The sequence below is a fragment of the Agathobaculum sp. Marseille-P7918 genome (assembly GCF_964248325.1).
In the GTDB taxonomy this organism is placed as follows: Bacteria; Bacillota; Clostridia; order Oscillospirales; family Butyricicoccaceae; genus Agathobaculum.
In genome coordinates, this window is sequence record NZ_CAXTXI010000007.1 from 24,050 (window position 1) to 49,583 (window position 25,534).

Consider the following 25,534-nt stretch of genomic DNA (forward strand, 5'->3'; position numbering starts at 1 on the left):
GCCCTCCACCGGCAAACGCAGTGAAAGGGCGGTTTTGTGCAAAAATTATGTTCTCATGCATGGCATTCTTGTTTTGGGGTACAGAGCAGCACACTGATCCGAAAGGTTCCGTCTGTATTTTCAATTTCTGTGATGCCCTGATACTTTCGGGAAATGGCTTCAATGTTTCGCAGACCGATGCCCTTTTCAATGGGGCGGCTTACGGCGACAGAATTGGTGGATTCAATGACCAAAAAATTGGCTCTTACCTTTGTTGTGATGCTCAGCACTCGTTTGGATTGCTCCACCTGCATACACGCTGTGATTGCATTGTCCAGAATATTGGAAAAGACAACGCATAGATCCAGATCCTCTATGTGAAAATGCGGGGGAATCTGCACGCTGCAATCCACCCGAATTTCACAGTACCGGGCATGGCCCAACTTTTCTTTGAGGAGGGTATCCAAAATCAGATTACCCGTAGAAACGGGAATCGTAAGCGAGCTGCAACCGGCTTGCAGGGCCACGGCATACTGTTCTGCGGCCCCATACTTTGCTTCCTGTATCAGACCGGATAAAACCAGCAGATGGTTTTTGATATCATGCTGAAAGGCGGAATATTGCGCATCGCGTGTTTTTGCTTCTTCCAGATAAGTTTGCTGTGCAGCCAGCTGACGTGTGAGCAGTGCCACTGCGGTTTCCTGCTCTGTCAGCCGGATTACCTTACAAACAATCTCAATCATGATGAAAAATACAACGGCTGCACCGGACAACAGAAGCAGTGCCGTGAAGCTGCCATCTCTTCGAAACGAGAACAGGTACTGCGCAAAACTCGGGCTGTCCAGCCGCAGACCATACCGAATGGTCAGCACCATCAGCGCACCGGGCAGTAACAGCGCATACAGGTAGGGAGAGATGGAGTTTTGCAGCGAAAATGCAACTCTCTTTTGTATCCACACCAGCAAAAGCAGGAACAGAATATCCAAAGACAGAGAAAGAACAATTTGCACCAATGTCCCATCGAAAGGCAGGTTCCAGTGGGCGGCGGCGTATGCGGTCAGCACAGCTGTGAATCCCTCTGCAAAGGTGCGCAGTGTGAACAAAATCGACATCGGTGCCAGCAAATCCGTCCATCGGATTTTGATAAAAACTACGGCGTAAACCATCCACAAGGGAATCTCCAGCCAAAAGGTACCGGGAATCTGCCAGCGGGTGACGGCAGCCGTGAGAACGATAGTGACGGCCAATAAGATAGGGATGTGCTTTTTTCCGTCTGTCTGAGTGATGGAGAGGAAAAAATCAATCGAAAAATATGTAACAATCCCATTTGATACCATCCACCAAAGGTACAACGTGACCGGCAAGGTTATTCCCACCTCCTGCATGATTCCAAAAGCCGCAGAGTGAACTCCTGTTGTTTTCTGCGGGAAATGAAAACCTTGCTTCCTCCAACCAGCAAGGCTATCCCCGGTTCCTTATCCACAACATAGTCAAGATTTACAAGATAACTTCTATGACAGCGGAAAAAGCGCTTGTCCAGCGCCGGCTCTAAAGAATCCAGCGTACCGGAATAGCTGTATCGGTCGGACAAAGTATGAATGATGGTCTGGTGGTTGAATACTTCACAATACGTAATATCTTTGATTCTTACTTTGGACACACTGGCTCTCTTCGTGAGAATCATTGTCTTTTCATCGTCAGAAACGGCCCGGTTCCATGCCTTATCCAAGGCAGAAAAAAGTTTGCTCTGGTCGATAGGCTTTTCAAGATACTGTATTGCATCCACATCGAAGGCTTGGAATACATATTCCGGATATGCAGTGATAAAGATGACTTGACTATTGCATCCAGCCTCCCGGAGCCTTTTCATCGTGTCCATTCCGTTTTTCCCGGAAAGCTGAATGTCCATCAAGATAATATCCGGAATAATGCCGGAGCATGAAAGTTCCTCTCCGCTGAAATACAGTATAATGGCAGCCTTCCGTGCCTTCTGCTCGAGATATTGTTGCACTATATCCTGCAAGTGCGCGGCGAAATGGGTTTCGTCCTCACAAATTGCAATATTCATGTTTCATTTCCTCCTGTGTGTGTTATTTTACCACACTATGCAGTGGCTTTCCATTTTCTGCTTGCGAGTTTTGGATTTAGTGCTATACTAAAATTGAAATTAATCATTATCGACGAGCAGAATTCTGTAGGTTTTGTCAATGATAGGGGGATGTAAGATGAAATGTGTACAGTGCGGCGCAGAAATGAAGGATGGTGCAAAGTTTTGCCAGGCTTGTGGTGCAAAACAGGATGTGCCGACAGAAGAGAAGCGATTTTGCAAGTCCTGTGGTGCGCCGCTGAAGCCCGGCGCCGCATTTTGCACTGCTTGCGGCGCGAAAATAACGTCTGAACCGCAGCAAAAACCGGAAAAAGAGACAGCCGGGCAGCCCTCTGCTCCTGCTGCACCCATGCCGGTGCATGCGGAAACAACAGCGCCGCAGCAACCGGCGCCCAAGAAGAAAGGGTACCTGCCGGTTATTATTATTGTGGCCGTGCTGCTGTGTGCCGGTATTGTAGCTGTTGCTCTGAAATTTACGGTATTTTCTGCACCGACGGATGAAAAGACGGCGGCGAATACATCGGATACGTCTGTAGAGCAGGAAACAAAACAAATAAAAGAAGTGGATTCCGAACAGATTGACAGCAGTGATGCGGATTTGGTCGCAGATGACGAGGTTTCTCTGCAGGGTATGGTGAAAGTATCCACAGATAACCGGCTGTTTTTGGAGTGGAGTGAACCGATGTCCATTTTGCTGAAAGAGGATGACGGTGAATTTGTGAAACTAAATGACGTAAGCTCCGCATATTTGCAGAATGATGGTGTGGATAGCAGCTTGTGGAGTGAGCTTCCGCTGGAGCAGAAAGTTCTTGTCACGGGAGAATTGGAGTTGGACGGCAGTCAGCTGATTTTGAAAGCGAATCGGATGACCGATCCGAACGGGAACGCAATTGTGACCGAGGCAGAGGAAGCAGTATCCGAAGAAATTCTGCCGGAAAGCGATTCCCGTCTGCTGACGCAGAAGGATGTGGAAGGGCTGAGCTTGCAGCAAATCAACTATGCCAAAAATGAAATCTATGCGCGTCATGGTAGAAAATTTGCATCCAAGGAGCTTCAAAATTACTTTAACGCGCAGTCGTGGTACCACGGAACCGTAGACGCGGCGAATTTTAAAGAAAGCGTATTGAGTGATGTGGAGAAGAAGAATGCGGAATTTCTTGCGGAGGTTGAGTTCAGCATTGCGCCGAATGGATATCAACTGGATCAGTAAAGCGGGATGGACTTGCATTGCGACGCTTCTGGTGACGGTGTTTTTCACCGGATGCACCGGAGCACAGCAGCAGCCGACGGCCGAGCAGGAAACCATTCCGGAGGTAACGGTTGAGCAGCCGCAGGAAAAAGCACAGCCGGATAAAAAGGATTTCCTGATTGCGATTGATCCCGGACATCAATCCTGGGAGATCGATATGAGCGCAACCGAACCGAATGCACCCGGATCTTCTGTGATGAAAGCAAAAGCGACTACAGGTACAATGGGAACCTTTTCCGGGACCTATGAATATGACCTGAATCTGGATATCTCGTTACGGCTGCGGGAGCTGTTGAAGCAGCAAGGCTTCTCTACCCTGCTCACACGGGAGGACAATGAAACCGCAATCAGCAATGCAGAACGGGCGACGATGGCAAACGATGCCGGCGCGGATATACTTTTACGCATTCATGCCAACGGCAGTGAGAATCCTGAGGCAAGCGGTGCGCTGGCGCTGGTCCCTTCCGCAGAAAATGTGTATGTCGGCAATTTATCGGAGAAAAGCACCCATCTGGCGCAAACGATTCTGCAATCCTATTGCGATGCAACCGGGATAGAAAATCTGGGTGTTCAATATAATGATATAATGACCGGTATCAACTGGAGCGCACAGCCGGTGGTCATTCTGGAAATGGGATTTATGACAAATGAGCACGATGACCTGTCAATGGCGCAGGATGCGTTTCGCCAGACAATGGCGGAGGGGATTGCAGAGGGAGTGAAAACGTATTTTGAAACGGTGGAATAGGCTGATATGCTGCGCGCTGACCTTGCTTTTGTTATCTGCATGCGCACAGCCGGAGGATGCAGCCGAAAAAAATGCGGATTCTGCTGTGGATACTGTGGATATCATCCCGCCTGTTGAAGCCATCCCATCGGAAAAGGAAATTGCCCAGTTATCCCAAGACAAAGAGCTGACCGCTTTGCTGCAATCCCTTGCCGATGATGCAGCACAGACAGGCGGCGTATGGGCGGTCGCAGTGCAGCGTGCAAACGACGAGCAGTGCTATGCCGTCAACAGCAAGCCGATGCAGTCTGCCAGTTTGATTAAACTATTTGTAGCCGCAACGGTCGAAGAAAATCCGGATTCGGTTGCGGCATGGGAACAGTGCAGCGGAGAAACAGCGGATTTGTTGTTCCATATGCTCTCGGAAAGCGACAATGAGGCGACCAATACGCTTGTAAAGCGCCTTGGAAACGGAAATGCCGAAGCGGGTATGGAACTGGTCAATGCATATTGCACGAAATACGGCTATCAGGATACTTCTATGGGGCGTCTGATGCTGGATTTCCATGCGGATGCGGATAACTTCACATCGGTGGAAGATTGCTGTGCGTTTCTGCAATCGCTGTTGTCCGGTGAAACAGTGGGAGCCGATGCGATTCTGGATGCATTAAAGCAGCAGACAAGGACGGAAAAAATCCCTGCCGGTGTTCCGGAAGGGGTTGAAACCGCCAATAAAACCGGAGAACTGGATACAGTGGAAAATGATGCGGCGATTGTCTGGAGCGGGGATTCTCCGTACATCCTTTGTGTAATGTCGCAAGATATTGCGGATACAAGCGCGGCAAGAAGTCATATCGTTGCGATTTCACAGCAGGTCTACCAGTATCTTTCCGGTTTGCAGGCGGATCAATAAAGAGGGTTTTGACAGAATTTGAGGGTTGGAAAAAAGATTGGAGGATAAACAGATGTATTGTGGAAATTGTGGAACAAAAAACGATGATACGGCTGCCTTCTGCCAGGCGTGCGGCTCACCGTTGACAGCAGCGCCAGGGGCCAGCGCAGGGGCGGCGGCAATATCGCAAAGACAGGCCGACAGAAAAAAGGGAATCATCGCGGTGGTTGCCGCCGTTGTGGTGATTGCACTGGTGGCCTGGCTGCTGTTCGGCGGAAGAGGCTATAAGGCTACCGTGGAAAAGTTTTTCGAAGCCTGCATGGATGGAGATGTGCAGGGTGTGTTTGAACTGATACCCAACGATGTGATTAAAAGCACAATGGAGTCACGAGGCTATGATAAGGGGGATATGCAGAACTTTGTAAATCAGACAGAGAATGAGTTAAAGGGTATGCTGGCACTTGGCGGCGTAATTACAGGCGATATGGATTTGGATGTTGATATCATCGGAGATACCGATATCACAGGAGAACAATTGAAAACATTGCAGACAGAGTATAAAGACGAATACAATGTGAAGGTGAAAAAGGCCAAAATTGTAAATGTAAATGTTTCGCTTGATTCCAGTATTTTTTCAGGAGCGCAGGATTTGGAAATTCCTGTGATAAAAGTCGGTCGTTCCTGGTATTTAGATGTAAACTCGCTTTGATAACCAGCAGAGAAATCATAGATAAAAATATAGGGGGATAAATGAAATGGCTTTTTTTGACGATTTGGGAAGAAAACTGACTTCAGTCAGTCAGTCGGCAGTACAAAAGACGAAAGATGTTGCGGATATTGCAAAAATCAATGCAGAGATTTCCGAGCTGGAACGCACGGCAAATAATCTGTACTATCAGATTGGCAAGCTGTATGTTGCAAAACATGCGGCGGATTATGAAAGCGATTTTTCCGGCATGATTGGTTCAGTAATCGAGTCGGAAAGAAAAATAGCCGAGTGCAGGCAGAAAATTCAGGATATCAAAGGTGTGGTTCGTTGCGAGAAATGCGGTGCGGATATTCCGGCCGGTGCGGCATTTTGCAGTTTCTGTGGCGCACCGACACCCAAAAGTGCGGCATCGGTCAATACGCAAAATTTGGAGAAATGTCCAAGCTGCGGCGCAATGATCCCTCAGGGTGTGCGCTTTTGCACTGCATGCGGCAAACCGATGCTGCGGGACGCCGTGCCGCCTGTACAGGAAGCACCTGCTGACGAGCAGGCATCGGCGCCTTCGATGGAGCAAACGCCGGCTGCAGAAGAATCAACTGCTAAAATCTGCCCGGCCTGCGGCGCTGCCAATGAGGCAGACTGCGCCTTTTGCACAGAATGCGGGCATAAGCTATAATGGACGGCATTTGGACATACAAGGGCGATTTGTCAGATATAAATAAGCATGTCAGAAATGGGATGGCGTTAAGCCATCCCATTTCTTATGGAATGAAGTTAAGGAGATGTATGTAAGGCATTCCAGAAATATTATATAAAAGATATTGATTGAAAAAATGCAAGAAATTAACATATGATAATGCTTCATTTCGCTTTTGGATATATAATCTTATTGTAATAAATGTAAAAATAGGGGGATTTGAGAAGAAGATTATTAAAATGTCTTATAAAAATGTATTACATTTATCAGAGCAAACACTGCTAGAACGTTTTGTTGATAATACAAAGCGTCTTCATTTGAAGAGAGGCGATTTGCTCATTCGTGAGGGGGAAATGCAGGACAATTTCATTTTTCTTTTAATATGTTGTGCCAACATACTGCGATGGAATGGTATCAATGGTTTTTCAAGAATATGAAATAAGGAGTAAGGATATTGCATCATTTCTCTGGATGATGCCTGTTACATTATGCCGATTGAGAGGTGTTTTGCGCGCACAAGCTGAGAACTTGTGTTTTGAGAAAAATAAGTGTTTTTTGATTGGGGGATAAAATAATGTTTTGCTGGAAATGCGGTAAGGAAGTCTCCCCTGATTCCAAGTTCTGCGAATATTGCGGAAGCGCATTGGATCAAGGCCAAAGGGACAATTCGACGGCAACCCAGCCGAAAAAAGAAAGGCATCACAAAAAGGGAATTGCCTGTGTGATAGTTGCTTTGCTCGTCATAGCAATAGGTGTGGGAGGTTTTTGGGGAATCAAAAATTTGTTGGATAATCAAAATCAAGATGTGAATGTGATTTTCTCTTTTCAAGATGAAGGTTTTGATACACCTGAGGAACTTGCTGCGGCATTTACCTCTGCTATCCAAACGCAGGATTTTGAAAAAGCGTTGACCTATTTTGATATTGTCAATGCCTCGCAAAGCAATGTTGCTATTGCTATAGAGCGTTCGGGTATCTATTCGGTAATAGATGCAAGCAATTGGGGGCGGCTTCCCACGGAGCATGAATCGTATGAATCATATATACCGTTAAACATGGTTGGTCGATTAGCTTGTGGGCAAAGGGAGATGATTTCCTTCCTATTCGATCTCTTGATGGGGGACAGTAATTTTGCTGAATTACGGGATATAGCGGATTCGAAAATGGCGGTAATTTCCACCGATGATACTTCAGGTACAGCTACATATGCGGACCTTTTCACGGCACTCGATCCGTCGCAGTTGTCAACACTGAACTTCGTAGAATTGATTTATGTGAATCCTGAGGCTCAGGATGATGAGAGCAATCGCCAAAATATTGCAAAGCTATGCGAACAGTATATGTGTGATGATATAGCCGATTATTATATCATTTATACACTAAATGATCAGTACTATTGCGGCAGTATGCGTCTGCATCATTATGAGGATGGTTGGAAAATCTTTTCGCTGTCTGCCGCATTATCCGGTATGGGAAGCGGCGAAGCAATTCCCATATCCAGACAAGAGTATCTGGACCTTGTACAGACCCATAAATTAGAGCAATAAATATCACTGTCTTTAATATGATTTTTCATATTTATCCAAGAGCAATAATCAATGTTTTAAAGAAAAACGGTTTGTTTTGGTGGGAGGTTTAAAAATGTTCTGTGGAAATTGTGGAGCAAAAAATGAAGAGAATGCGACGTTCTGTCATGCGTGCGGCGCTCCGCTCACGACAACAGAGAAAAAAGTTGATGGATTAGGACAAATAACGATAGGACAAAAACAGACAAACATTAAGGCAATCTTTTCAATTGTTGCCGTGGTGGTCGTGGTTGCATTGATCGGGTTCTGGCTATTTGGAGGAAGAAGCTATGAGAAAACCATTGACAAATATTTTGATGCAAGCATGAACGGAGATGTTAATGCGATTCTTGATCTTTTACCGCCGGGCATGATGGAAAAAGCCATGGAACAGCAAGGATACAGCGATCAGGATATGGAAGAGTTTATTGATCAGGCCGAAAGCGAATTGCAAAGCCAAATATCTTCACTTGATACAATGATGGGTGAAAACTGGAAATTAGACTGTGAGGTTTTGTCGGATACGGATATCACTGGGGATGAACTGCTGGATATTCAGAATGTATACAATGAATACGCAGTTAAAGTGAAAGCTGCAAAAACAGTAGATGTTACTGTTTCTATAAAATTTGGAGAACAGGAAAGAACACAGGATATGGAAATGACGGTTGTGAAGGTGGGACGGTCGTGGTATTTGGATATGGATAGTTTGGGCAGTTTACTCTAATTTGCAAATATATAAATATGGGGGAGAATATAAGAAATGGCGTTCTTTAATGATTTAAGCAGAAAGCTGACCTCAGTCAGCCAAACGGCTGTACAAAAGACAAAAGATGTTGCGGATATAGCAAAGATCAATTCGGAAATTTCCGATCTGCAGCGCACAGTAAACAATCTGTATTACGAAATTGGAAAATTATATGTAGCAAAACATGCAGCAAGCTGTGAAAGTGATTTTGCCGGAATGATTGGTTCGGTTTTAGACGCAGAAAATAAAATTTCAGAACGCAGACAGCGAATTCAGGACATTAAAGGTGTAATCCGCTGTGAGAAATGCGGTGCGGAGCTGCCTTCCGGTGCAGCATTTTGCAGTTCTTGCGGTGCATCGATCCCCAAAAATACAGTTGCTGTTGACCATACAGATATGGAAAAGTGCGCAAACTGTGGGGCTATGGTACAGAAAGGAATGCGATTTTGCACGGTATGCGGTAAACCAATGAATCAGCAAATGCCATCCCAGAACGAAGACCAAGACGAAAACCAGGTTGAAGCCGCGGAAAGAACTTGTCCCAACTGTGGTGCAAAAATAGAGAACAACGAAACTTTTTGTACAGAGTGCGGAGCAAAATTATAATCTTTAACAGCGGCTGCTATCAAGGGCTGCAATCGACACAAAAGGCATCTATATCAAAATGCAAAGCAAAATATAAAAATAATCTTATAGTTTGTTCAGTATGCGATATATGAAACGATGGAATACCGTATTTTGGACATAATATTTCTCTTGTCTTGAAAGTTACCGCTAAATGATGATACATGCCATAGGTGTTGTTCTGCAGTGGGTTGATAGAAATAAGATGAGATAGTAGAAAGGGGCAGCGGATGAGTATGTTTATCCACTGCCTCTTAGCACTTAGTCAAGTATTTGAATGGATGCAATGCAAAAGTAAAAATGGGTGTTGTTTAATATGAGAAGGGGGAGCATATGGGAAAGTTTTGCGGAAAATGCGGTTCGAAGCTGGATGAAAAAACCGGATTATGTCCGAACTGCGATGCGGATAAATTAAATAGCCAGCAAAAGCCAGCTGAAGATTCAGCTGAAAATGGAAGTCAGGAGCAGAAACAGCAAGAGCCTTCCAGTACGCCGCCTGATACTTACCATGATGATGAAAACAAAAAATCGGATAAAAAGACAAAGAAAAAGGTAAAGCCGGTACAGAAGGAAAACAGTCACAGGATAGGTGGACCTTTGCGCAGGATATTGGTGGTTTTGGTCCTTTTACTGGTTCTTGCTATTGGTGCGACAGGGCTACTTGCCTATTGTGGAATGGTGAATATTCCAATATTTACTGATTTATTCGATCAAATGGGCGCAGGAAACACTTCGGCGGATATAGAAAAGGATATTCCTGAAACCGATACAAGCGGATTTGTATTTTATGATTCATCAAAAGAAAATGTTGTTACGGACGCAGGAATGACTTTTGTTAATAATGAGATTTTGGTCACGCTGCGCGACGAACAGTTTCGAGCCGATTTGGAGAAATATCTTTCCTCTGTAGGCGGTGAAATTGTAGGTGAAATACCCGAACTGAGAGAGTATCAGATCTTATTGGATCAGCCTATGTCATACAATGCGTTGACTGATTTGGTGCATGATCTGGAGAGCCTTGATTGGGTTCGGTCCGCAACACCCAATTATGTGATAGATTTAAACGCAGATTATATACCAAACGATAAAAAATGGAAGAATCAATGGAGTGATATTCCGGAAGGTCAAAATTGGGGAGTTGAGGCGATCGATGTCCCGGAGGCATGGGAATATAAAGACCAGTTAGGCACGGTTAATATAGGAATATTTGATAATGTGTTTGACGTTTTTCATGAAGATTTGAATTTTTCGGAGCAGCCTCTGGGAAATACGTTGGCTGTTAATGCCATAACAAACTGGAAGGAAAAATACAGTCACGGAACGCATACGGCTGGCACTGCTGCAGCTATTTTCGATAATAAGAAAGGTATAGCGGGAATTTCAGTAAAGACAAATTTGTATGGAGCTTCTTCCAACGGCATTGGAGAAACGGTTAAGGGTTCGCTTCAGAATATTCGGATAGCCTTGTATTACCTGATCGGCATGAAGGATTGCTCTGTCGTAAATATGAGCCTTGGTGCCGATGTGCTCACATTTAACGCCTCCCGTGAATGCTGTGCGGCAGAAAAGCAGTTAGACGAATTTGCAAGCGGTATTGCGGATTGTTTGCGCTTATTAATCGACAGTGGGCACCAATTTGTAATATGTAAATCGGCAGGAAATCAAAATGCGGATGGCGGATATCAATATTTTCTAAAAGATACGGCTGATTCTGTCAATGCTTACGATTATCTGTCTTACAGCGAGTATTGTGACTATTTGAAGGGAGAAGGCACTGCATATCATGAAAAAGTCTTTTCGCGCTACAAAGATAGGAAAGCTGAAATCGAAGAACGATTGATAAGCGGAAATGTGGACGCGAAATATGACATTTTAGGTGCAATTACCGATGAAAAAGTACGGAATAGAATTCTTATTGTTGGCGCTGTAGAAAATTTGGGCAGCCACAAAGAGGGCGGATTTTTATTCTTTGGCGGAACCGAAGTACATGATGGATATGCGATAGCTGATTACAGCCAATGTGGTGAAGCCGTAGACATATTGGCGCCGGGAGGAAACTATAACGAAAAAGGAGAGGCTGTGGCGGGGATTGCAATCCACAGTACGTTTAAAAACGGTTATGGATATATGTGCGGAACCTCTATGGCAGCGCCGCATGTTGCCGGTGTCGCGGGGCTGGTTTTTGCAGCGAACCCCGATTTGAAGGGAGAAGATGTCAAAAGAATACTATGTGATTCAGCTGTTGGCTCATATGGAGAAGAAAAATACGGCTTACTCAATGCAAATAATGCTGTTCAGGCGGCGCTGCATTATACGCCGCAAAATATAGAAGCCGGACAATTTGAGTTATCCGAGGTTCCGGATGAAGCGGTTGAATTTAACGGCCATTACTATTATGCCTATCCGGCCTCTGCCGCAGCCAACTGGGAATTGGCCCAGCAATACTGCGAGGAAAAGAATGGTTATCTGGCAACGATCACTTCGCAGGAGGAAAACGATTTTCTTTACTCTTATATCCATCAAAAAGGGTTTGACCAAGCGTATTTTGGTTTATCCGGCGGTCAGCAGGAGGACGGATGGAAATGGGCAAACGGAGAGGAGCTGGAATACACAAACTGGGAATCCGACAATAGCAAAAGTGGAAACTATGCTTTACTGTATTCCGAGCGTGCGAAGGACATGGTAAAAAGTGCGCAGTCGTCCTCTGAGCTGACGGAAGAAACAACCACTTATTCCGTTGACCAGATAATGGATGGCGATTTCAGCACTGCATGGGCAGATGGTGTGGATGGACAGGGTATCGGTGAATCCATTTCCCTGATTTTTGACCAGACGTATTTGTTAAGCGGTTTTGAAATCAATGCCGGATTCCAAAAAAACAATGACCTGTATTGGAAAAATTCGAGGCCGGAAACAATTACGATAGAATATCCGGACGGTTCCAGTGAGCAGTGCATATTGCAGGATATCAACGATAAGCAGACAGTATATCTCCAGAATCCTGTCGAGACAGACCGCCTTACCATTCGCATTGATTCGGTATATGAGGGTACGAAATATCAGGATACTGCGATATCGGAGCTGACGCCAATCGCATATAAACAGGATGGAGGCACCTGGGAAACCGGCAATTTCACCGGCGCTGCGGAAAGTGACACAACAGCGTTCCTCTGCGAATGGGGAGAATATCAGTTGGACGCCGACAATGCAGGGCGCACGACTTCGGAGGAACGCGACATTGTTCTCGTGCTTGACATATCCGGAAGTATGGCAGGAACGCCGCTCGAGGAAACCAAGAAAGCTGCCAGCAGTTTTATTGATACGGTTTTGGAAGAGGATGCCAGCATTGGTATTGTGACGTATGCGGCAGATGCAGAGATGGTGTCGGATTTTTCTGTTGAGAACAGTCACCTGCAGGGAATTGTTGAGGAGATTTCTTCCGGAGGTGGAACAAACATTGAAGCGGGATTGGCCAAAGCACAGTCCATGCTTAACAGCAGCAACGCCAAACAAAAAATTATAGTCCTGATGAGTGATGGAGAACCGAACGAAGGCAAAGTTGGCGAGGAATTGATTGCCTATGCAGACCAAATCAAACAATCAGACATCACGATTTATACTTTGGGATTTTTCGAGAGTCTGGGAGATAAATCTGCTGCACAGGCCCTAATGGAGCAAATTGCAAGTGATGGCTGCCATTATGAAGTTGAAAATGCGGACAATCTGGTATTCTTCTTCGGAGATATTGCCGACCAGATTAACGGACAAAAGTATATTTATATCCGTATTGCCTGTCCGGTGGATGTATCGGTCAGCTATCAGGGAGAAACCTTGGATTCCAGTGAAGAAAACCTCCAGACAAGGACCGCATTCGGTTCGCTGACGTTTGAAGAAAGCGAGGAAGAACAGGAAGAGCAGGCGGATGCCCAACAAGGTTCGGACAATCGAATCAAGACGCTGCGACTGAAAGACGGAGTGCAATATGATATCCGTATTCAAGGAACCGGCCTTGGAAAAATGAATTATACCATCGGTTTTATGGATGAAAATGGAGATTACAGCGATTTGAGAAATTTTGAGGATATCAGAATCAATCGCAGTACCATCATTGATACCGTTGCGGCCAATACGGATACAACCGAACTCAAGGTTGATGCGGATGGAGATGGAAAATATGATTTGAAATACCGTGCCAAGGCAAACGAAACAGGCGAAATCGTGGACTATACGCTTGTGATTTATGGTGTGCTTGCCGCTATTGCAGTTATTCTGGTGGGAATAGGCGTATTTATGCTGAAACGGCGGGCGAAAAAGAGGATGAACCGTCAGTAAGACTGTGAAACTTGCGTAATTGTTTCCTTTTTCTTTTATGCATATGCAGTCGGTCAGTAAGCAATGACAAGAAAAGAAAGGAGAGAAAACCATGAAGCAAAAAATCTTGTTGTCTATATGCCTGATGCTGGCTTTATTCAATGGAACAGTGAGCGCAGCAGGCGCTTTCCCCTTTACAGACGTTCCATCCAGTCACTGGTCCAGAGAGTCAGTGGAATACGTCTATGAAAATGGATTGATGAACGGGGAAAGCGATACTGCGTTCCGTCCTGACGGAAGTCTCACCCGCGCAATGTTTGTCACGATTTTGGGCCGAATGGCTGGGGTAGGTCAGGATACCTATCCCGGCAGTTCGTTCAGCGATGTGCGGACCGGACAATGGTACAGCTCCTATGTGGCTTGGGCAGCCCGGACAGGGGTAACAGACGGCACAGGCGATGGGAAATTCTCTCCGGATGATGCCGTCACCCGAGAACAAATGGCGGCTATGATCGCTCGGTATGTAAACAGCGCGGGTTTTTCTCTCCCGGAGGCCGGCAATCCAGCTGCATTTTTCACGGATAAAGCGTATATTTCCTCTTGGGCGCAAGAGGGCGTGGAACTGATGCGCCGGACAGGCATCCTCACGGGCTATGAGGACGGTTCTTTCCAGCCGCAGGAAACCGCAAATCGCGCCGAAGCAGCCACGATGTTCATGCGTCTGGACAGAGCTGTGGAACAGAAGTCAGGTTCTGAGCTTACTACAAAAAGCCTAATGGAATATTTCTCCACAACAGATGAAATAGAGCAGGCAGGACAGCCCTATCTGAACAGCGAAGGATATGTTTCTATTTCCGATATTGATGAGCTGCTGGATGCTGTTGAGGCTGAGGTGAAGCATCAACAAGCTCTCGGTACCATTTCTGATTATGAAAGAGAGGAGCAGACCATATGGATACAGTTAGCCAGCGGAATCCAATATGTGTACTTAGCTCCGCTGGAAAACACCAGTAGTATCGGTCAGGGAGTACATCTGTCTATACTGACCTATGAACCGTTTAGCCGCTGGTGGGAAACGGAAAGACCAGGAAAAAATCAGGATGTGAACGGAGAGGCTGCAACAGACGGCGTGGCAAAAGAAATTGCAGCTGCCTTTGATAATTATTCCTTCACAAAAAACTATGATGATGCCGCAGTGACTTTGGACAGTATAGAAAGCATGTCGGAAAATCAGATAATTTTGTGGGATGGTCACGGTGATTTTACCAGCAAAACGCACGCATTGATCGCGCTGGGAGAGCAGCTGGATGAAGAAGCATTTCTTCTAAATCCGATTTACTATCTGCAAAATATGGAACATACTGCGGATTATCTGTCCGGAAGAATCATTTGCACCAATATGGAAGACCGGATTGCCATCGGCAGTAAGTACATAGAAAAATATGTATCGAGCCTGAATGGATCATTGATATATCTTGGCGCTTGCGCAACAGGAAAGGATTCTGTATTGGCCAATGCGTTTTTAAACAAAGGCGCTACTGCGGTTGTAGCCAATTCGGATACCGTTTTAACAGACTATACACAGGCTATGCAGCGGGAGATCATGTCCTGCATGACCAAAGTCAATGCGAAAACAAATCAGTATTATACCTTAAGTGAAGCATTAAGCTACGCACAGGAGAAATTCGGGGATCATGATAGTTATTTGGGCGCGCGTGTTGTAATTTTTGGCGGAAACAAAGCACAAAATTATCGTTTGGGAGATCACAGCGTGGCAGCGCTGGCGGATTTGGCAGGTACTTATGAAGGCTCCTATTATGCCACGCAAGGAGAAACCGGATTGACCTTAACCATCTATGAAGAAAGCGGAAACTACCGTGCGCTGTTTGATTTTTATAATCTGCCTGGTCATACAAACGCCAAGGAAGGATCCTATACCATGGATGTTTCGCTGACGGATAGAGGTACTTTCCGTTTTGATGCGGATCAATGGATTGAGCATCCGTCCGGTTATAGTTTATTGGATCTGGAGGGCACTTTGCGCGGTGAGGTTTTATCAGGGGATTCACCTACTCCTTTTACAGTCACGAAAACCGATCAGCAAGCAACGGATATGGGATGGAAACAGGCTTATCGGGACTATATTGTGCAGGATATCGAGAAAACCGCTGGTAATGGCAGCACAACGAGTCTTATGGATGAGGCACGCTATTTCTTGTTTGATGCCAACGGAGACAACACCCCGGAACTTTGGATTGACTATATGTTCACCTACGCGGGGAATCGGCTGTGTACATTTTCCAATGGAAAAGTACAGGAGTTGAATAGCTATGTTGCCGGAATTTCATATTTGCCCGGAGAGGGACTGTTTTTAGCCTCTGGAGGGCATATGGGATATTTTTACGATGCAGTTTACCGCTTGGAAGAAGGCAGCTTCCAGACAGTGGTTCGCGGGGATTTTCAGATAGTAGATGACAGCGGAGCGTCTGTTCCGGAAAATGAATATCGTTATACTTGGAACGGTCAGGCCGTAGCAAAGCAAGATTATGAGAAAAATCTCCGGAATGCTTTTGAAACAAGTCGCGCGGTCGCTCTTTATGACAGCCAAGAGGGACAAACATATGCAGACATACTGAAACAACTGAATACCTGAAAAAGTATTTGCAATTGTCAACAAAGTAAATTATAGTAACAGTATCAAGGTATCTTTTTCAAGATGGCATTGTGCAGAGGAGAATATTATGTGGAGAAAAATATCTATTGCAGCGGTAATCAGTCTGTTAACCTTCATTTCTTTTGCAGGCGCAGCGGAAACAGCCGAACTTTCTCAAAATACGATTTTAGTAGATGGTGAAGCACAGAATGTTTCTGCATACATGATACAGGGAAATAATTATTTCAAGCTTCGGGATTTTGCGGCACTGGTAAACGGAACAGAAAAACAGTTTCAGGTCGAGTGGGATAACGCAAGTCAAGCGATCCGCATGACATCGGAAATGCCGTATACCATGGTTGGGGGTGAGTTATCCAACAGCAATATCCAAAGCCAGAAAGCGTATGAGGCTACAAGTGCAATTTATTTGGATGGAGAGCAGATTGCATTTACTGGTTACAGCATAGCAGGAAATAACTATTTTAAGCTCCGTGATATGGCAAAGCGTTTTAATATTGGCGTTGAATATGATAATCAAACCGGTCAGGTGCAAATTTCAACAGACCAATCCTATACAAAAACCGCGGCGGAAAACGAAGCAAGCAAAAGAGCGCAGGCTTATTTATCAGTAATAGATAAATTAACTGCTCAATATGGTGAAATGAGAAAACTCAGTGGAGGAAAAGCGGTAAGCGGTTTGGTGACTGCAATGCTGGTTGACTTCGATTCTGATGGGAATCCGGAGCTGGTGTGTGGTTATGCGGATGATGAACTCAATGAAAGAGGTCGAAATTTGAATAGCTATCTATCTGTTTATCATTGGAACGGATCAACGGCAGAAAAAATAACAAATCAACGAGCAGCTTATTTGTTTAGTGGAAATGGCGATCCGACTTACTTTTCTTATGGGTCGATTGAACTGTACGAAGAAAATGGAAAAATTTACAGCTATACCAGCAGTATCGGTGACTGGGCACTGATACAAGCCAATTCTGGAGACCGGCACTGGGCAGAGAAATTGCAAACCGTGCAGAATGGTAAATGGGTTGATGCTCTTAGCGTTGATTGTACGATAAAATGGATGACCAATCCGATTGGCGAACTGTTTACCATGCAGGACAATATGACTGGAGCAACTTATCAATTCATGGGAAAAACCGTGCTGAGCGGAAATCAAGAGCAGGCCAACGCACTGGACAATCGGTTGGAATCTATCAAATCAAATCTGAAGACATATGCAATCGATCCTCCGATGCAGAAATTTAATACTTTGCACTATGAAAATACACCATCAGTAAAAGAAACGGTGCTTTTGCTCCAACTGCAAGCCTTATAAGCTATTTATTTTTCAACATTGTTAAGGGATATTTACGGCTTATGCAATAAAAATAAAGATGTACAAAAACCCGCCAATTTGGCGGGTTTTTGTATTGAAAATGGAACTGGCCTTTTCTAAGGAACCGTAAGGATTATTCCACGCCCAATGCAGAAAGCGTATCTCGGAGGCGACGCCATTCATCAAGCAAAGCATCCCGTTTTTCTATGCCTTCTCTTGTAATGCGATAGTATTTTCGAGTCGGTCCGCCTGAGGTCGCTCCGTTGTATTGTTCGGTACAGCCTTCTTTGCATAATCCGCGGAGCAAAGCATAAATGGCACTCTCTTGTGTACCGGGGAAACTCTCGTGGATGCGGCGCAAGATTTCATAGCCATATAAATCTTCGGAAGACAGAATATGGAGCAGACACAACTCGATAAGGTCTTTCTTCAACATAAGGATATCCCCACGCCAATGAGACCAGCGATTCCCATAACACCTAAGTTCGTCACATAAGGCACCCACCAACCGGCAGATGCAGTGTCTAAAGACATATTTACCAAAAGCGCGAGCACAAGAACGCATTCTGCCAATATGGTTAAACCCATTATATACAGAGAACACCAACGACGGTCGGACAATCTGGCATTTACAAGACCGAACAATCCAAAGATTGTCGCAACCGTGCCGGCCAGCAGCAGCGCCCAATAAGTTACTCTACCATACATTCCGGGAGGAATAAACGCCCAAACTTTTAGGCTGAGGCCTGCCATAATTGCAGCAACAGCAATCACCAGAGCCAACAAGACCAGCAGCATGGGCAATAGCCTTTGCGGCAAGGGCGATTTTTGCTTCTCTCCCTGTTGGGGGCGAAACCAGATGAGTGACCCTGCGCATCCCAAAATCAAAAGTATGTACATCCGTACCGTGGGATAATGGTTGAATTTTGCTCTTAAAAGAAAGAATTCTGACAATAGTAAACAAAACGACAAGGTACAAAATAACACTAACCAACGATGATAAGCCTTTGGTTCGGATAGGAACCGGGCGGCTTGTGCCGGTTTGCCAAATTCCTGTATGGGAATCTCTTCGTTTCCCCCGGAATACTCAGAAAACATCTCATTATAATCTGCGAGTACTGCATCCGCTTCGGGTTTTGGCAGTTTCCAGCGTACAATGCGGGAAAACTTTTTCAGATACGTTTGCTTATCCACAGGATTCCTCCTTTCTACTATAAAAATATCTATTGTAAATAATATAGTAGTTATGAAAATAGTATAGCATGAACAAGAATATAATGTCAATGTATCATTCGCGTATATTCATGGGGGATTCCGTCAGTGCGGTGATTTTTGCAGGAAGAAATATTCATACCACCTCTGCAATACAGCGCGGCGCAATTGTTTCACATCAGCTGGAATTTTAAAAGGCCACACTGTGCTTTTTTGAGCACAGTGTGGCCTTTCACCGCAACAGATGTATATGGTCACTGATACTGGGTCCAGTCAGGGTTTTCTAACAGATGAGTCCATGTCTCATAGAATTCATCCTTCGGGCTGTAGGCGTGGGTATTGGTTGCTTCCTGTACAGCGAGATAATACCAGGCATCCTGCGGATTGTCCGGCCAGACATTCATATCAGGCGACAGATCACCAGCAGTTTCCGGCAACCGATGCAGCACCCGGTTGACCATACTCATGGCCTCGGCCCGGGTGATGGGCTGATTGGGCCGGAAACTTCCGTCCTCATAACCAAGAATCCAGCCCAGCGAAGCGGCGCAGCCGATTTCCTCCCGCGCCCAGTGGTCCGCGATATCAGTAAAGCGGTTGACCGCAACGGCGCCGCTTCGGTCGAACCGGGCACAGATGGCAGCAAATTCCGCACGGGTGATGGGAGCGCCGCCGTCAAACAGCGTCTCGGTTCGGCCGTGGATAATGCCCAGATCGTACAGGGTGGAAACGGCTTGGTTAAACCAATCGGTTTTTGCCATATCCGTAAAGGGGTTGCTGTCCGTCATGGCTGCCGCCCGAACCTCCGGGTCCAGCAGGCGGAAGAAGATGGTCGCTACCTCGGCACGGGTGATATTGTCCAAAGGCCGCACCGTACCGTCAGCATAGCCAATGACATAAGCGAAGTGATCCGTTCCATTGAGAATATCCGGCACAGCGGAAGGTTCCCAACCGGCGTAGACCGTGCAGTCAGCGTTCATGGTGACGGAGGACACAGGCTGGGTCAGGGCTGCATCCGCGTACCAACCGGTAAAACGGCAGCCTGCCCGCAAGGGCGTCTTGTCCAGAACGACTACGGCGTTGGCCGCATATCGTTCGTCCTGATAGACGGTGCCGCCGTTGGATTCATAGCGGAGGATATAATAGACTGAGCTGGTGCCGCCGGTATTTCCACTGCTGTCACCGGTATTTCCACCGTTATCTCCACCGCCGTTATCTCCACCACCGGTATCTCCGGCGTCCGGTGTCGGCGCAGGCGGCGGCGTAGGCACATAATCCGGTTGCGAATCCGGCAGATCTTCCTCAGGCTGGTTCCAGTCGGTATCCGGCGGGGTCTCTCCTGCGACAGGAGCTTTAAAATAGATAGGAAGGATGTTGTCTCCATGTTCCGACACCACAACTGACGAGGCTGTATGCGTTTGATCCATGGCCAGTCCGGGCGTGCCGACTTGCAGCAGATACTGCTCTGCATAGGGCACAGCATACAAAATGGTACCTACCATGCTCTCCATGTCCTTGGTGTCTTGCAAAGTATACTTTTGCGAGGTATTGTCCCAAATGTAATAATCTACCCGGCAGGGTACGTCGTAGGTTCCACCCCCGCCGGCCAGACCCAGATCTGTGCCGGCGTCGGCGTTGGCAACATAGTAGAAGTACAGATGGTTTTCCTCGGCTTCACTGGACAAGACCATTCTGGCCTGATATCCGTTCCGGGGAACGTATCCGGGGAGCGGGGCGGCTATGGCCCGGATAGAACCGGTGATGGAACCGGTGGCGCTGCGGGAGCGGGCTGCCGACAGGGTAAAGGTGATGGCGTCGGCAAGAGAAATGGAGTCGTCCGCGGCAGTGCGGCCGTAATCCTCGCCGGTGTCCAGCACATAGTGGACTGTGTAGGTGACAGCCTGATTACCCATAGGCGTATATACAAAGTCAAAGAGGGTGGGATCGTCCTCGGAACCGGTGATTATCTGTGTCAGACTGCCACAGGTGGGCAGGTAGGCGCTGACAAGTTGGGGTTCGAGGGTGACTGTGCTTCCAACAGCCAGACCCGATGCCGTTTCATCCTGACGGAGACGGTAGTAAACGACGCCGTTCACTTCCACGGTTTCCAGACCATTGTGCGGATCCTGTGTGGTCAGATAGCGGACCACGTAGACACCGGTGTCTTGCTCAACCCAGTGGGCTGTGAGCGTGCGGCTGTCATTCATCACTTGGGAATCATCAAACAGAAACCGGTGCAGCACGCCGTCCTCATCGGCCTCATACCAGTCCTGAAACGCCAGACCATAATCGCTCACCGGCTGCTGAGACTGGCCCAGAACCCGGTTGATGGGCGTACCGTCGGTCACATCGTGGACAATATAGGATTGACCGCCGCTGTCGGCAGCCACTTCCACGGTGTAGCCTTGGGCACGGATGCTCTGAAGGACATCCTCTGGCAAGCTGCCGCCGGGGACCTTTAGGGTCAGGTCAAAAGTGGGTGAATCCCATTTGGCGTAAGCCGTCATATGGATTTCCGAAGCGATGGTGTCCCAATCGATGGGAGTGGTGCATGCCGGGTCCTTGTACCAGCCGGCAAACAGGTGATCGTTGCCATACTGGCACACATAGGGCTGGTCCGGCTCGTAGTCATAAACAAAATCCGATGTTGCCAGCGTATCCTTCAGAGGCTTGCCGCTGACATAGTGGAAATCGACATCCTGGCGGGTCTCCGAACTGCCGACTGTGAGATTGGGGTTGTTTTCGTCATAGGTCAGTCTATAGTTATCATAAGTATAGAAGAAATACACATTCTCACCGTTGTAACAGCCGTATTGAAATGTCAGATTGGCAAAAGCCGGTGGATTCTGCGCTTTTGAGGTGTTGGTGGTGCGCACCTCCAGCTTCTGATACTCATAGAACTGTATCGATGCAATATCTTCCATCTCAGAGGGATGATCCGCAGTAATGGAAGTATTTCCATAGGCGTTTCCGTATACCAGCGGTGTGTCTGCATCCACCGCACCGGGAGCGGCTTCAAACAGATAATGATGGATTTTATACTCGCCTTTATTTTCACCACCAGATCCCTTGCCGGAAACGGCGGCCCAATAGGCTGTTAGATGGTGTGCAACAGTAGGTTGAGCGGCATCAATGATCAACTCCGCGGACATGGTGGAGTAGATGCCCATGATATTCTTATTGGTGGATGGATTTTCGCGATTTTGAAAATAGGGACTTGCCGAATGGGTGCCCCAGGTAAACAACTGGTATGTTTTCTTATCGGAAGCGACGATTTTTGTAATGGTTTCCTCACCGGCTACCGGCCACTGGTCACCGATAAAAGCACCGTATTTTTCCGTGATCTGATAGCAGGCTTCCGTATCGTTGCTGATGGTGTATACGCGGTCATTGATGGTCATCTGCACATCGTCAGCGCCGGATATCCAGGAGGTATAGCCGGTGGTCCAGTCGGATGGATCGCTTTTGTTGGTCGAATTTCCGCCAGTGGAAATCTGGTAGCTGCTGCCGTTCACCTTGCCAATATGAAACACCAGCGTATACTCCTTGCGATCGTAGTACGCATTGATGGTGGTGCTGCCGTCCCCGGCGGCGATGACGGTGGGGATGGCTTTGTCTCCGTCGTTAACCAGAGAGAAATATGCACCGTCGGTGATACCTGCAGCCTCCATCCCTTTGGGAGTTAAATAAGCGGCAATCTGCTCATATCCCACGACGGCTTCCGTGTCCACATCTACTCTCTGTATGGCAACAGGTGTATAGTCCTCGTCGTTTGCGTTTTCCATCCAATAGGTGATGGTGATGGTGGTGGTAGCCGGTGTCCAGTTGGCCTCCAGCACCAGATCGTATGCGGGCATCGTGGCGGGCAGCTCATCAAGGATATTGCCGTCGCTGTTGCGGTAGGTCCAACCGGTGAAGGTATAACCTGCGCGAACCGGAGTTGCCAACAGGTCATTGGCCGCGGCTTGACTGGTGGCCAGAGTCTGTCCGTAACGGAAGGCCACCGGCTCCTGCAGGTTTCCGCCATGAAGGGCATAGGTGACATAGTATACTTCCCGGTCGTAGTGCAAATCAATGACTGTGGAGCCGTTGGGGTTTACCGTATAGCTGCCGGCATACTTTCTGGAAACGGCGTTGAGGGAAAAGCTCTTGTATTCCTTGACCAGTCCCAATTCCTCCAGACTCACATGGGTGCTGCCGGAGATCTGAACCGTCTCAAAATCCTCCTCCACCGGCTCATAACTGCGGGGATCGTCGGCGCCTTGCAGATAATAGTGAACCTGGAAAGATGCCGTTCCGTCGAACTCATAAACCACCGGAATGTTGATGCGCACCACACCGTTCTCATCGGTTTTATAGTTGTTGGTCTGCGTATCCCATTCCACGAACCACGCTGTCCGGCACAGTTCCAGAAATGACTCGTCCAGAGTGGCCGAAAAGCTGCCATTTTGCAGCATGGCATTGAGCTGGGCGGCTGCCGCCTTGGCCTCGTCTACGCCGGTTCCGGTTTCATCTTCATAGAGACAGCGGATCTGGGGTGTCAGGCCGGTGAGCGTTTCCAGTTGGGGCAAGACCATGGAAATCTGGTCCCCCAAGCCGCCGACGGCGGAGGTGGTGGGAGCCGCCACACTGCGGGTCTCATCGTCGTATTGGTAGTAGAAGCTGATCAAATATTGGCAGGAGCGGGCATAACGGGCAAGAAAGGTTGTATTCCCCTGTACTGTGTGGAGTCCGTCGGCGCTGATAGTGTTCAGGGAGGCCCAGTCGTAGAATTCATAGCCCACCCGGGCCGGAGGATCGGGGATGGCAGCGGGGCCGAAAGCGCTCTGCCCGTCAGCCGCCTCTTTGTATAAGTACCAAGTGCAGCCATTAGACGGCTGAAATCCATCCACGTTTTTCAGATCGGCAGCGGTATACAGCATGGTACCGTTTGGCACTGGTCCGCTGGGAAAAGCGCCGTCCAGCTTATCCATGTCGTAATCAACAAAGGAAACTGTAGCATTGGAGGATGAATTCAACGCATAGGCAGAAACCATAAACAGTCCCACGGCCAGCAGCACCGCCGCCATCCATAGTCCAATGTTGCGGCAGGTCCCTTTGACTGTACGAAAAATGCCCATATGTACACCTCTGTCTGAATTTTTTCTTTGTATGTCATATAAAAAGATGCGAAATTTGTTGGAATATATCCGGTAATTTCAAGGGAAAACACCGGAAATTACCCAATAAGATGCTTTTTCACTGCAAATATGGTCACATCTTTGACATATTTTTATTATATCAAACAGTGTAACATAGTCAAGACTGTGCATTCTGCCGTGGAGTGGGGTTCTGGATTTGACCCAGTTAATCCGTCAAAAAGAAACAGTCGAATTTGAGCGGCGGCACACTCGGACAACTCGTTTATAGTACTGCAAAAGAGTTCGGCCGAGGGTCAAAACTGCTTCTGAATAGGCATCATAATTGAACCGCCCGATTGCGCAGTATTTGATTATAAAGGTCCATAATTTATGATACTGTATCCTGCGATGCGATATTTCCCTGATTCACATCATTTTTTAGTAGTGTATAAATTGTTGCAGCAACAGGTACTGCAAGCAGCATTCCCAATATCCCCATCAAACCTCCGCCAACGGTGACTGCGGCAAGAACCCAGATGGCGGGAAGCCCGATGGAAGACCCAACGACTCTTGGATAGATGATATTGCCCTCAAATTGCTGTAAAACAACAAGAAAAACAAGGAAGATGCCCGCTTTGATCGGTGATTCCATCAAAATGATAAACGCACCTACGCCTCCGCCGATATATGCACCGGCAACAGGAATGAGCGCAGTAAACCCAATCAACGCGCCGATCATGGGTGCATAAGGCAATCGAAGAATCCACATCCCAACCATGCATAATATACCGAGGATGACAGCTTCTGTACACTGACCGACAATATATTTGTGGAAACAACGATCCAATACAGATAAAACATAGGTGAATTTTTCGCACCATCTCGGCTTCATATAGCGATGCATCAGACGATTACCCTGTTGCCCCAGTTTTTCTTTTCCTGTCAAGATATAAATTGCAAAAATGATACTGACGATGGCCGTAACAACACCGGAGACGACAGAGGAAACTGCCCAAACTACGACCTCCACCACATTGCCGACGCCGGTTGCCAACACATTCAGTATTTGAGAAATGGTGTTTTTCCAATCAATTGAGAATAAAGGACCGATGATATCTTCCGGAAGAATGTCCCACTTTTCAACCCAATCAGCCACAATTTTCACAGCATCCGGCAGCTGCCAAATCAACAATTCGATGCAGGAGCGCAGCTGCGGAGCAATCAGGAAAATCACCAGCAGCACGATAACAACAACGGTAACAAATGCGCCTATCATACATATCGGCCTGCGGGATTTCAAAACAATGCTCTTGCGGGATTTGGGGAAATAGTATCGTTCATACAGATTCATCAGAATGTTGACCACATACGCAATCGCACAGCCGACGAATAAGGGTGTTGCCGCTCCTATTAACACACCTATCAGCGACGATACATTGGTCCAATAGTGAATACAAAGATATAGCAAAAAGACACTAAGGCAGATTCTAAAGCAGGATTTCCATTGTATACTCATATTAACTTCTCCATCTGTTTATTCAATCATCATCGGATGCAAAGCATCATTTCATCTCGTTATGCATCATACTTTTGCCTGTAAGCATTGATA

At 46.9% G+C, this 25,534-nt stretch carries 18 protein-coding genes and 1 pseudogene; 13 read left to right on the plus strand and 6 right to left on the minus strand.

Annotated elements, in window-relative coordinates; genetic code table 11:
• Positions 1–53 precede the first annotated feature (53 nt).
• Both ACESSO_RS10425 and ACESSO_RS10430 read right to left on the minus strand, forming a co-directional pair.
• Positions 54–1,343 (minus strand): sensor histidine kinase, encoded by a 1,290-nt coding sequence (locus ACESSO_RS10425; protein WP_373165140.1) that lies wholly within the window; start codon positions 1,341–1,343, stop codon positions 54–56.
• Between the two features lie 2 nt (positions 1,344–1,345).
• The gene (locus ACESSO_RS10430) at positions 1,346–2,047 is read right to left on the minus strand and encodes a LytR/AlgR family response regulator transcription factor (RefSeq protein WP_373165141.1); all 702 of its coding nucleotides are present in this window, start codon (positions 2,045–2,047) and stop codon (positions 1,346–1,348) included.
• A 157-nt stretch (positions 2,048–2,204) separates the two neighbouring features.
• On the opposite strand from ACESSO_RS10430, the gene ACESSO_RS10435 reads away from it, so the two are divergent.
• The 13 genes and pseudogenes from ACESSO_RS10435 to ACESSO_RS10495 all read left to right on the plus strand — a co-directional run bounded on the left by ACESSO_RS10435 (position 2,205) and on the right by ACESSO_RS10495 (position 17,596).
• Positions 2,205–3,296: a YARHG domain-containing protein gene (locus ACESSO_RS10435; RefSeq protein WP_373165143.1), complete on the plus strand. Its 1,092-nt coding sequence runs from the start codon at positions 2,205–2,207 to the stop codon at positions 3,294–3,296.
• Positions 3,274–4,083 (plus strand): N-acetylmuramoyl-L-alanine amidase, encoded by an 810-nt coding sequence (locus ACESSO_RS10440; RefSeq protein ID WP_373165340.1) that lies wholly within the window; start codon positions 3,274–3,276, stop codon positions 4,081–4,083. The genes ACESSO_RS10435 and ACESSO_RS10440 overlap by 23 nt, the downstream gene beginning before the upstream one ends.
• Positions 4,067–4,975, plus strand: a complete 909-nt coding sequence (locus ACESSO_RS10445; RefSeq protein WP_373165144.1) for a serine hydrolase — start codon at positions 4,067–4,069, stop codon at positions 4,973–4,975. The genes ACESSO_RS10440 and ACESSO_RS10445 overlap by 17 nt, the downstream gene beginning before the upstream one ends.
• A gap of 52 nt (positions 4,976–5,027) precedes the next feature.
• Positions 5,028–5,663, plus strand: coding sequence for a zinc ribbon domain-containing protein (locus tag ACESSO_RS10450; RefSeq protein WP_373165146.1), 636 nt, complete (start codon positions 5,028–5,030; stop codon positions 5,661–5,663).
• 46 nt (positions 5,664–5,709) lie between these two features.
• Positions 5,710–6,339, plus strand: coding sequence for a zinc-ribbon domain-containing protein (locus tag ACESSO_RS10455; protein WP_373165148.1), 630 nt, complete (start codon positions 5,710–5,712; stop codon positions 6,337–6,339).
• Between the two features lie 149 nt (positions 6,340–6,488).
• Positions 6,489–6,797 (plus strand): hypothetical protein, encoded by a 309-nt coding sequence (locus tag ACESSO_RS10460; RefSeq protein WP_373165149.1) that lies wholly within the window; start codon positions 6,489–6,491, stop codon positions 6,795–6,797.
• Between the two features lie 137 nt (positions 6,798–6,934).
• Positions 6,935–7,000, plus strand: a pseudogene (locus tag ACESSO_RS10465) (zinc-ribbon domain-containing protein); the annotation flags it as partial.
• Between the two features lie 3 nt (positions 7,001–7,003).
• The gene (locus ACESSO_RS10470; protein ID WP_373165346.1) at positions 7,004–7,906 is read left to right on the plus strand and encodes a hypothetical protein; all 903 of its coding nucleotides are present in this window, start codon (positions 7,004–7,006) and stop codon (positions 7,904–7,906) included.
• Positions 7,907–8,000: 94 nt separating this feature from the next.
• Positions 8,001–8,651, plus strand: a complete 651-nt coding sequence (locus ACESSO_RS10475) for a zinc-ribbon domain-containing protein (RefSeq protein WP_373165151.1) — start codon at positions 8,001–8,003, stop codon at positions 8,649–8,651.
• A 36-nt stretch (positions 8,652–8,687) separates the two neighbouring features.
• A complete protein-coding gene (locus ACESSO_RS10480; RefSeq protein WP_373165152.1) occupies positions 8,688–9,278 on the plus strand; it encodes a zinc-ribbon domain-containing protein in 591 nt (196 codons plus the stop codon).
• Positions 9,279–9,629: 351 nt separating this feature from the next.
• Entirely contained in the window at positions 9,630–13,628 is a 3,999-nt protein-coding gene (locus tag ACESSO_RS10485) for a S8 family serine peptidase (protein WP_373165154.1), read from the plus strand.
• Between the two features lie 91 nt (positions 13,629–13,719).
• Positions 13,720–16,260, plus strand: a complete 2,541-nt coding sequence (locus ACESSO_RS10490; protein WP_373165155.1) for an S-layer homology domain-containing protein — start codon at positions 13,720–13,722, stop codon at positions 16,258–16,260.
• Positions 16,261–16,348: 88 nt separating this feature from the next.
• The gene (locus ACESSO_RS10495) at positions 16,349–17,596 is read left to right on the plus strand and encodes a hypothetical protein (RefSeq protein ID WP_373165156.1); all 1,248 of its coding nucleotides are present in this window, start codon (positions 16,349–16,351) and stop codon (positions 17,594–17,596) included.
• A 133-nt stretch (positions 17,597–17,729) separates the two neighbouring features.
• On the opposite strand, the gene ACESSO_RS10500 is transcribed toward ACESSO_RS10495, so the two are convergent.
• The 4 genes from ACESSO_RS10500 to ACESSO_RS10515 all read right to left on the minus strand — a co-directional run bounded on the left by ACESSO_RS10500 (position 17,730) and on the right by ACESSO_RS10515 (position 25,441).
• Positions 17,730–18,032 (minus strand): PadR family transcriptional regulator, encoded by a 303-nt coding sequence (locus ACESSO_RS10500; protein WP_373165158.1) that lies wholly within the window; start codon positions 18,030–18,032, stop codon positions 17,730–17,732.
• Positions 18,026–18,790, minus strand: coding sequence for a hypothetical protein (locus ACESSO_RS10505; protein ID WP_373165160.1), 765 nt, complete (start codon positions 18,788–18,790; stop codon positions 18,026–18,028). Before ACESSO_RS10505 ends, ACESSO_RS10500 begins: the two co-directional genes overlap by 7 nt.
• Positions 18,791–19,062: 272 nt before the next feature.
• Positions 19,063–23,925 (minus strand): S-layer homology domain-containing protein, encoded by a 4,863-nt coding sequence (locus ACESSO_RS10510; protein WP_373165162.1) that lies wholly within the window; start codon positions 23,923–23,925, stop codon positions 19,063–19,065.
• Positions 23,926–24,313: 388 nt separating this feature from the next.
• Entirely contained in the window at positions 24,314–25,441 is a 1,128-nt protein-coding gene (locus ACESSO_RS10515) for an AI-2E family transporter (RefSeq protein ID WP_373165164.1), read from the minus strand.
• Positions 25,442–25,534 lie beyond the last annotated feature (93 nt).

What these genes read in the sequence shown, in the direction of transcription:
- ACESSO_RS10430 (WP_373165141.1), bottom strand. Translation starts at nt 2,047, where the DNA reads ATGAATATTGCAATTTGTGAGGACGAAACCCATTTCGCCGCGCACTTG.
- ACESSO_RS10435 (WP_373165143.1), top strand. Translation starts at nt 2,205, where the DNA reads ATGAAATGTGTACAGTGCGGCGCAGAAATGAAGGATGGTGCAAAGTTT.
- ACESSO_RS10440 (WP_373165340.1), top strand. Translation starts at nt 3,274, where the DNA reads ATGGATATCAACTGGATCAGTAAAGCGGGATGGACTTGCATTGCGACG.
- ACESSO_RS10450 (WP_373165146.1), top strand. Translation starts at nt 5,028, where the DNA reads ATGTATTGTGGAAATTGTGGAACAAAAAACGATGATACGGCTGCCTTC.
- ACESSO_RS10455 (WP_373165148.1), top strand. Translation starts at nt 5,710, where the DNA reads ATGGCTTTTTTTGACGATTTGGGAAGAAAACTGACTTCAGTCAGTCAG.
- ACESSO_RS10475 (WP_373165151.1), top strand. Translation starts at nt 8,001, where the DNA reads ATGTTCTGTGGAAATTGTGGAGCAAAAAATGAAGAGAATGCGACGTTC.
- ACESSO_RS10480 (WP_373165152.1), top strand. Translation starts at nt 8,688, where the DNA reads ATGGCGTTCTTTAATGATTTAAGCAGAAAGCTGACCTCAGTCAGCCAA.
- ACESSO_RS10485 (WP_373165154.1), top strand. Translation starts at nt 9,630, where the DNA reads ATGGGAAAGTTTTGCGGAAAATGCGGTTCGAAGCTGGATGAAAAAACC.
- ACESSO_RS10490 (WP_373165155.1), top strand. Translation starts at nt 13,720, where the DNA reads ATGAAGCAAAAAATCTTGTTGTCTATATGCCTGATGCTGGCTTTATTC.
- ACESSO_RS10495 (WP_373165156.1), top strand. Translation starts at nt 16,349, where the DNA reads ATGTGGAGAAAAATATCTATTGCAGCGGTAATCAGTCTGTTAACCTTC.
- ACESSO_RS10500 (WP_373165158.1), bottom strand. Translation starts at nt 18,032, where the DNA reads ATGTTGAAGAAAGACCTTATCGAGTTGTGTCTGCTCCATATTCTGTCT.
- ACESSO_RS10510 (WP_373165162.1), bottom strand. Translation starts at nt 23,925, where the DNA reads ATGGGCATTTTTCGTACAGTCAAAGGGACCTGCCGCAACATTGGACTA.
- ACESSO_RS10515 (WP_373165164.1), bottom strand. Translation starts at nt 25,441, where the DNA reads ATGAGTATACAATGGAAATCCTGCTTTAGAATCTGCCTTAGTGTCTTT.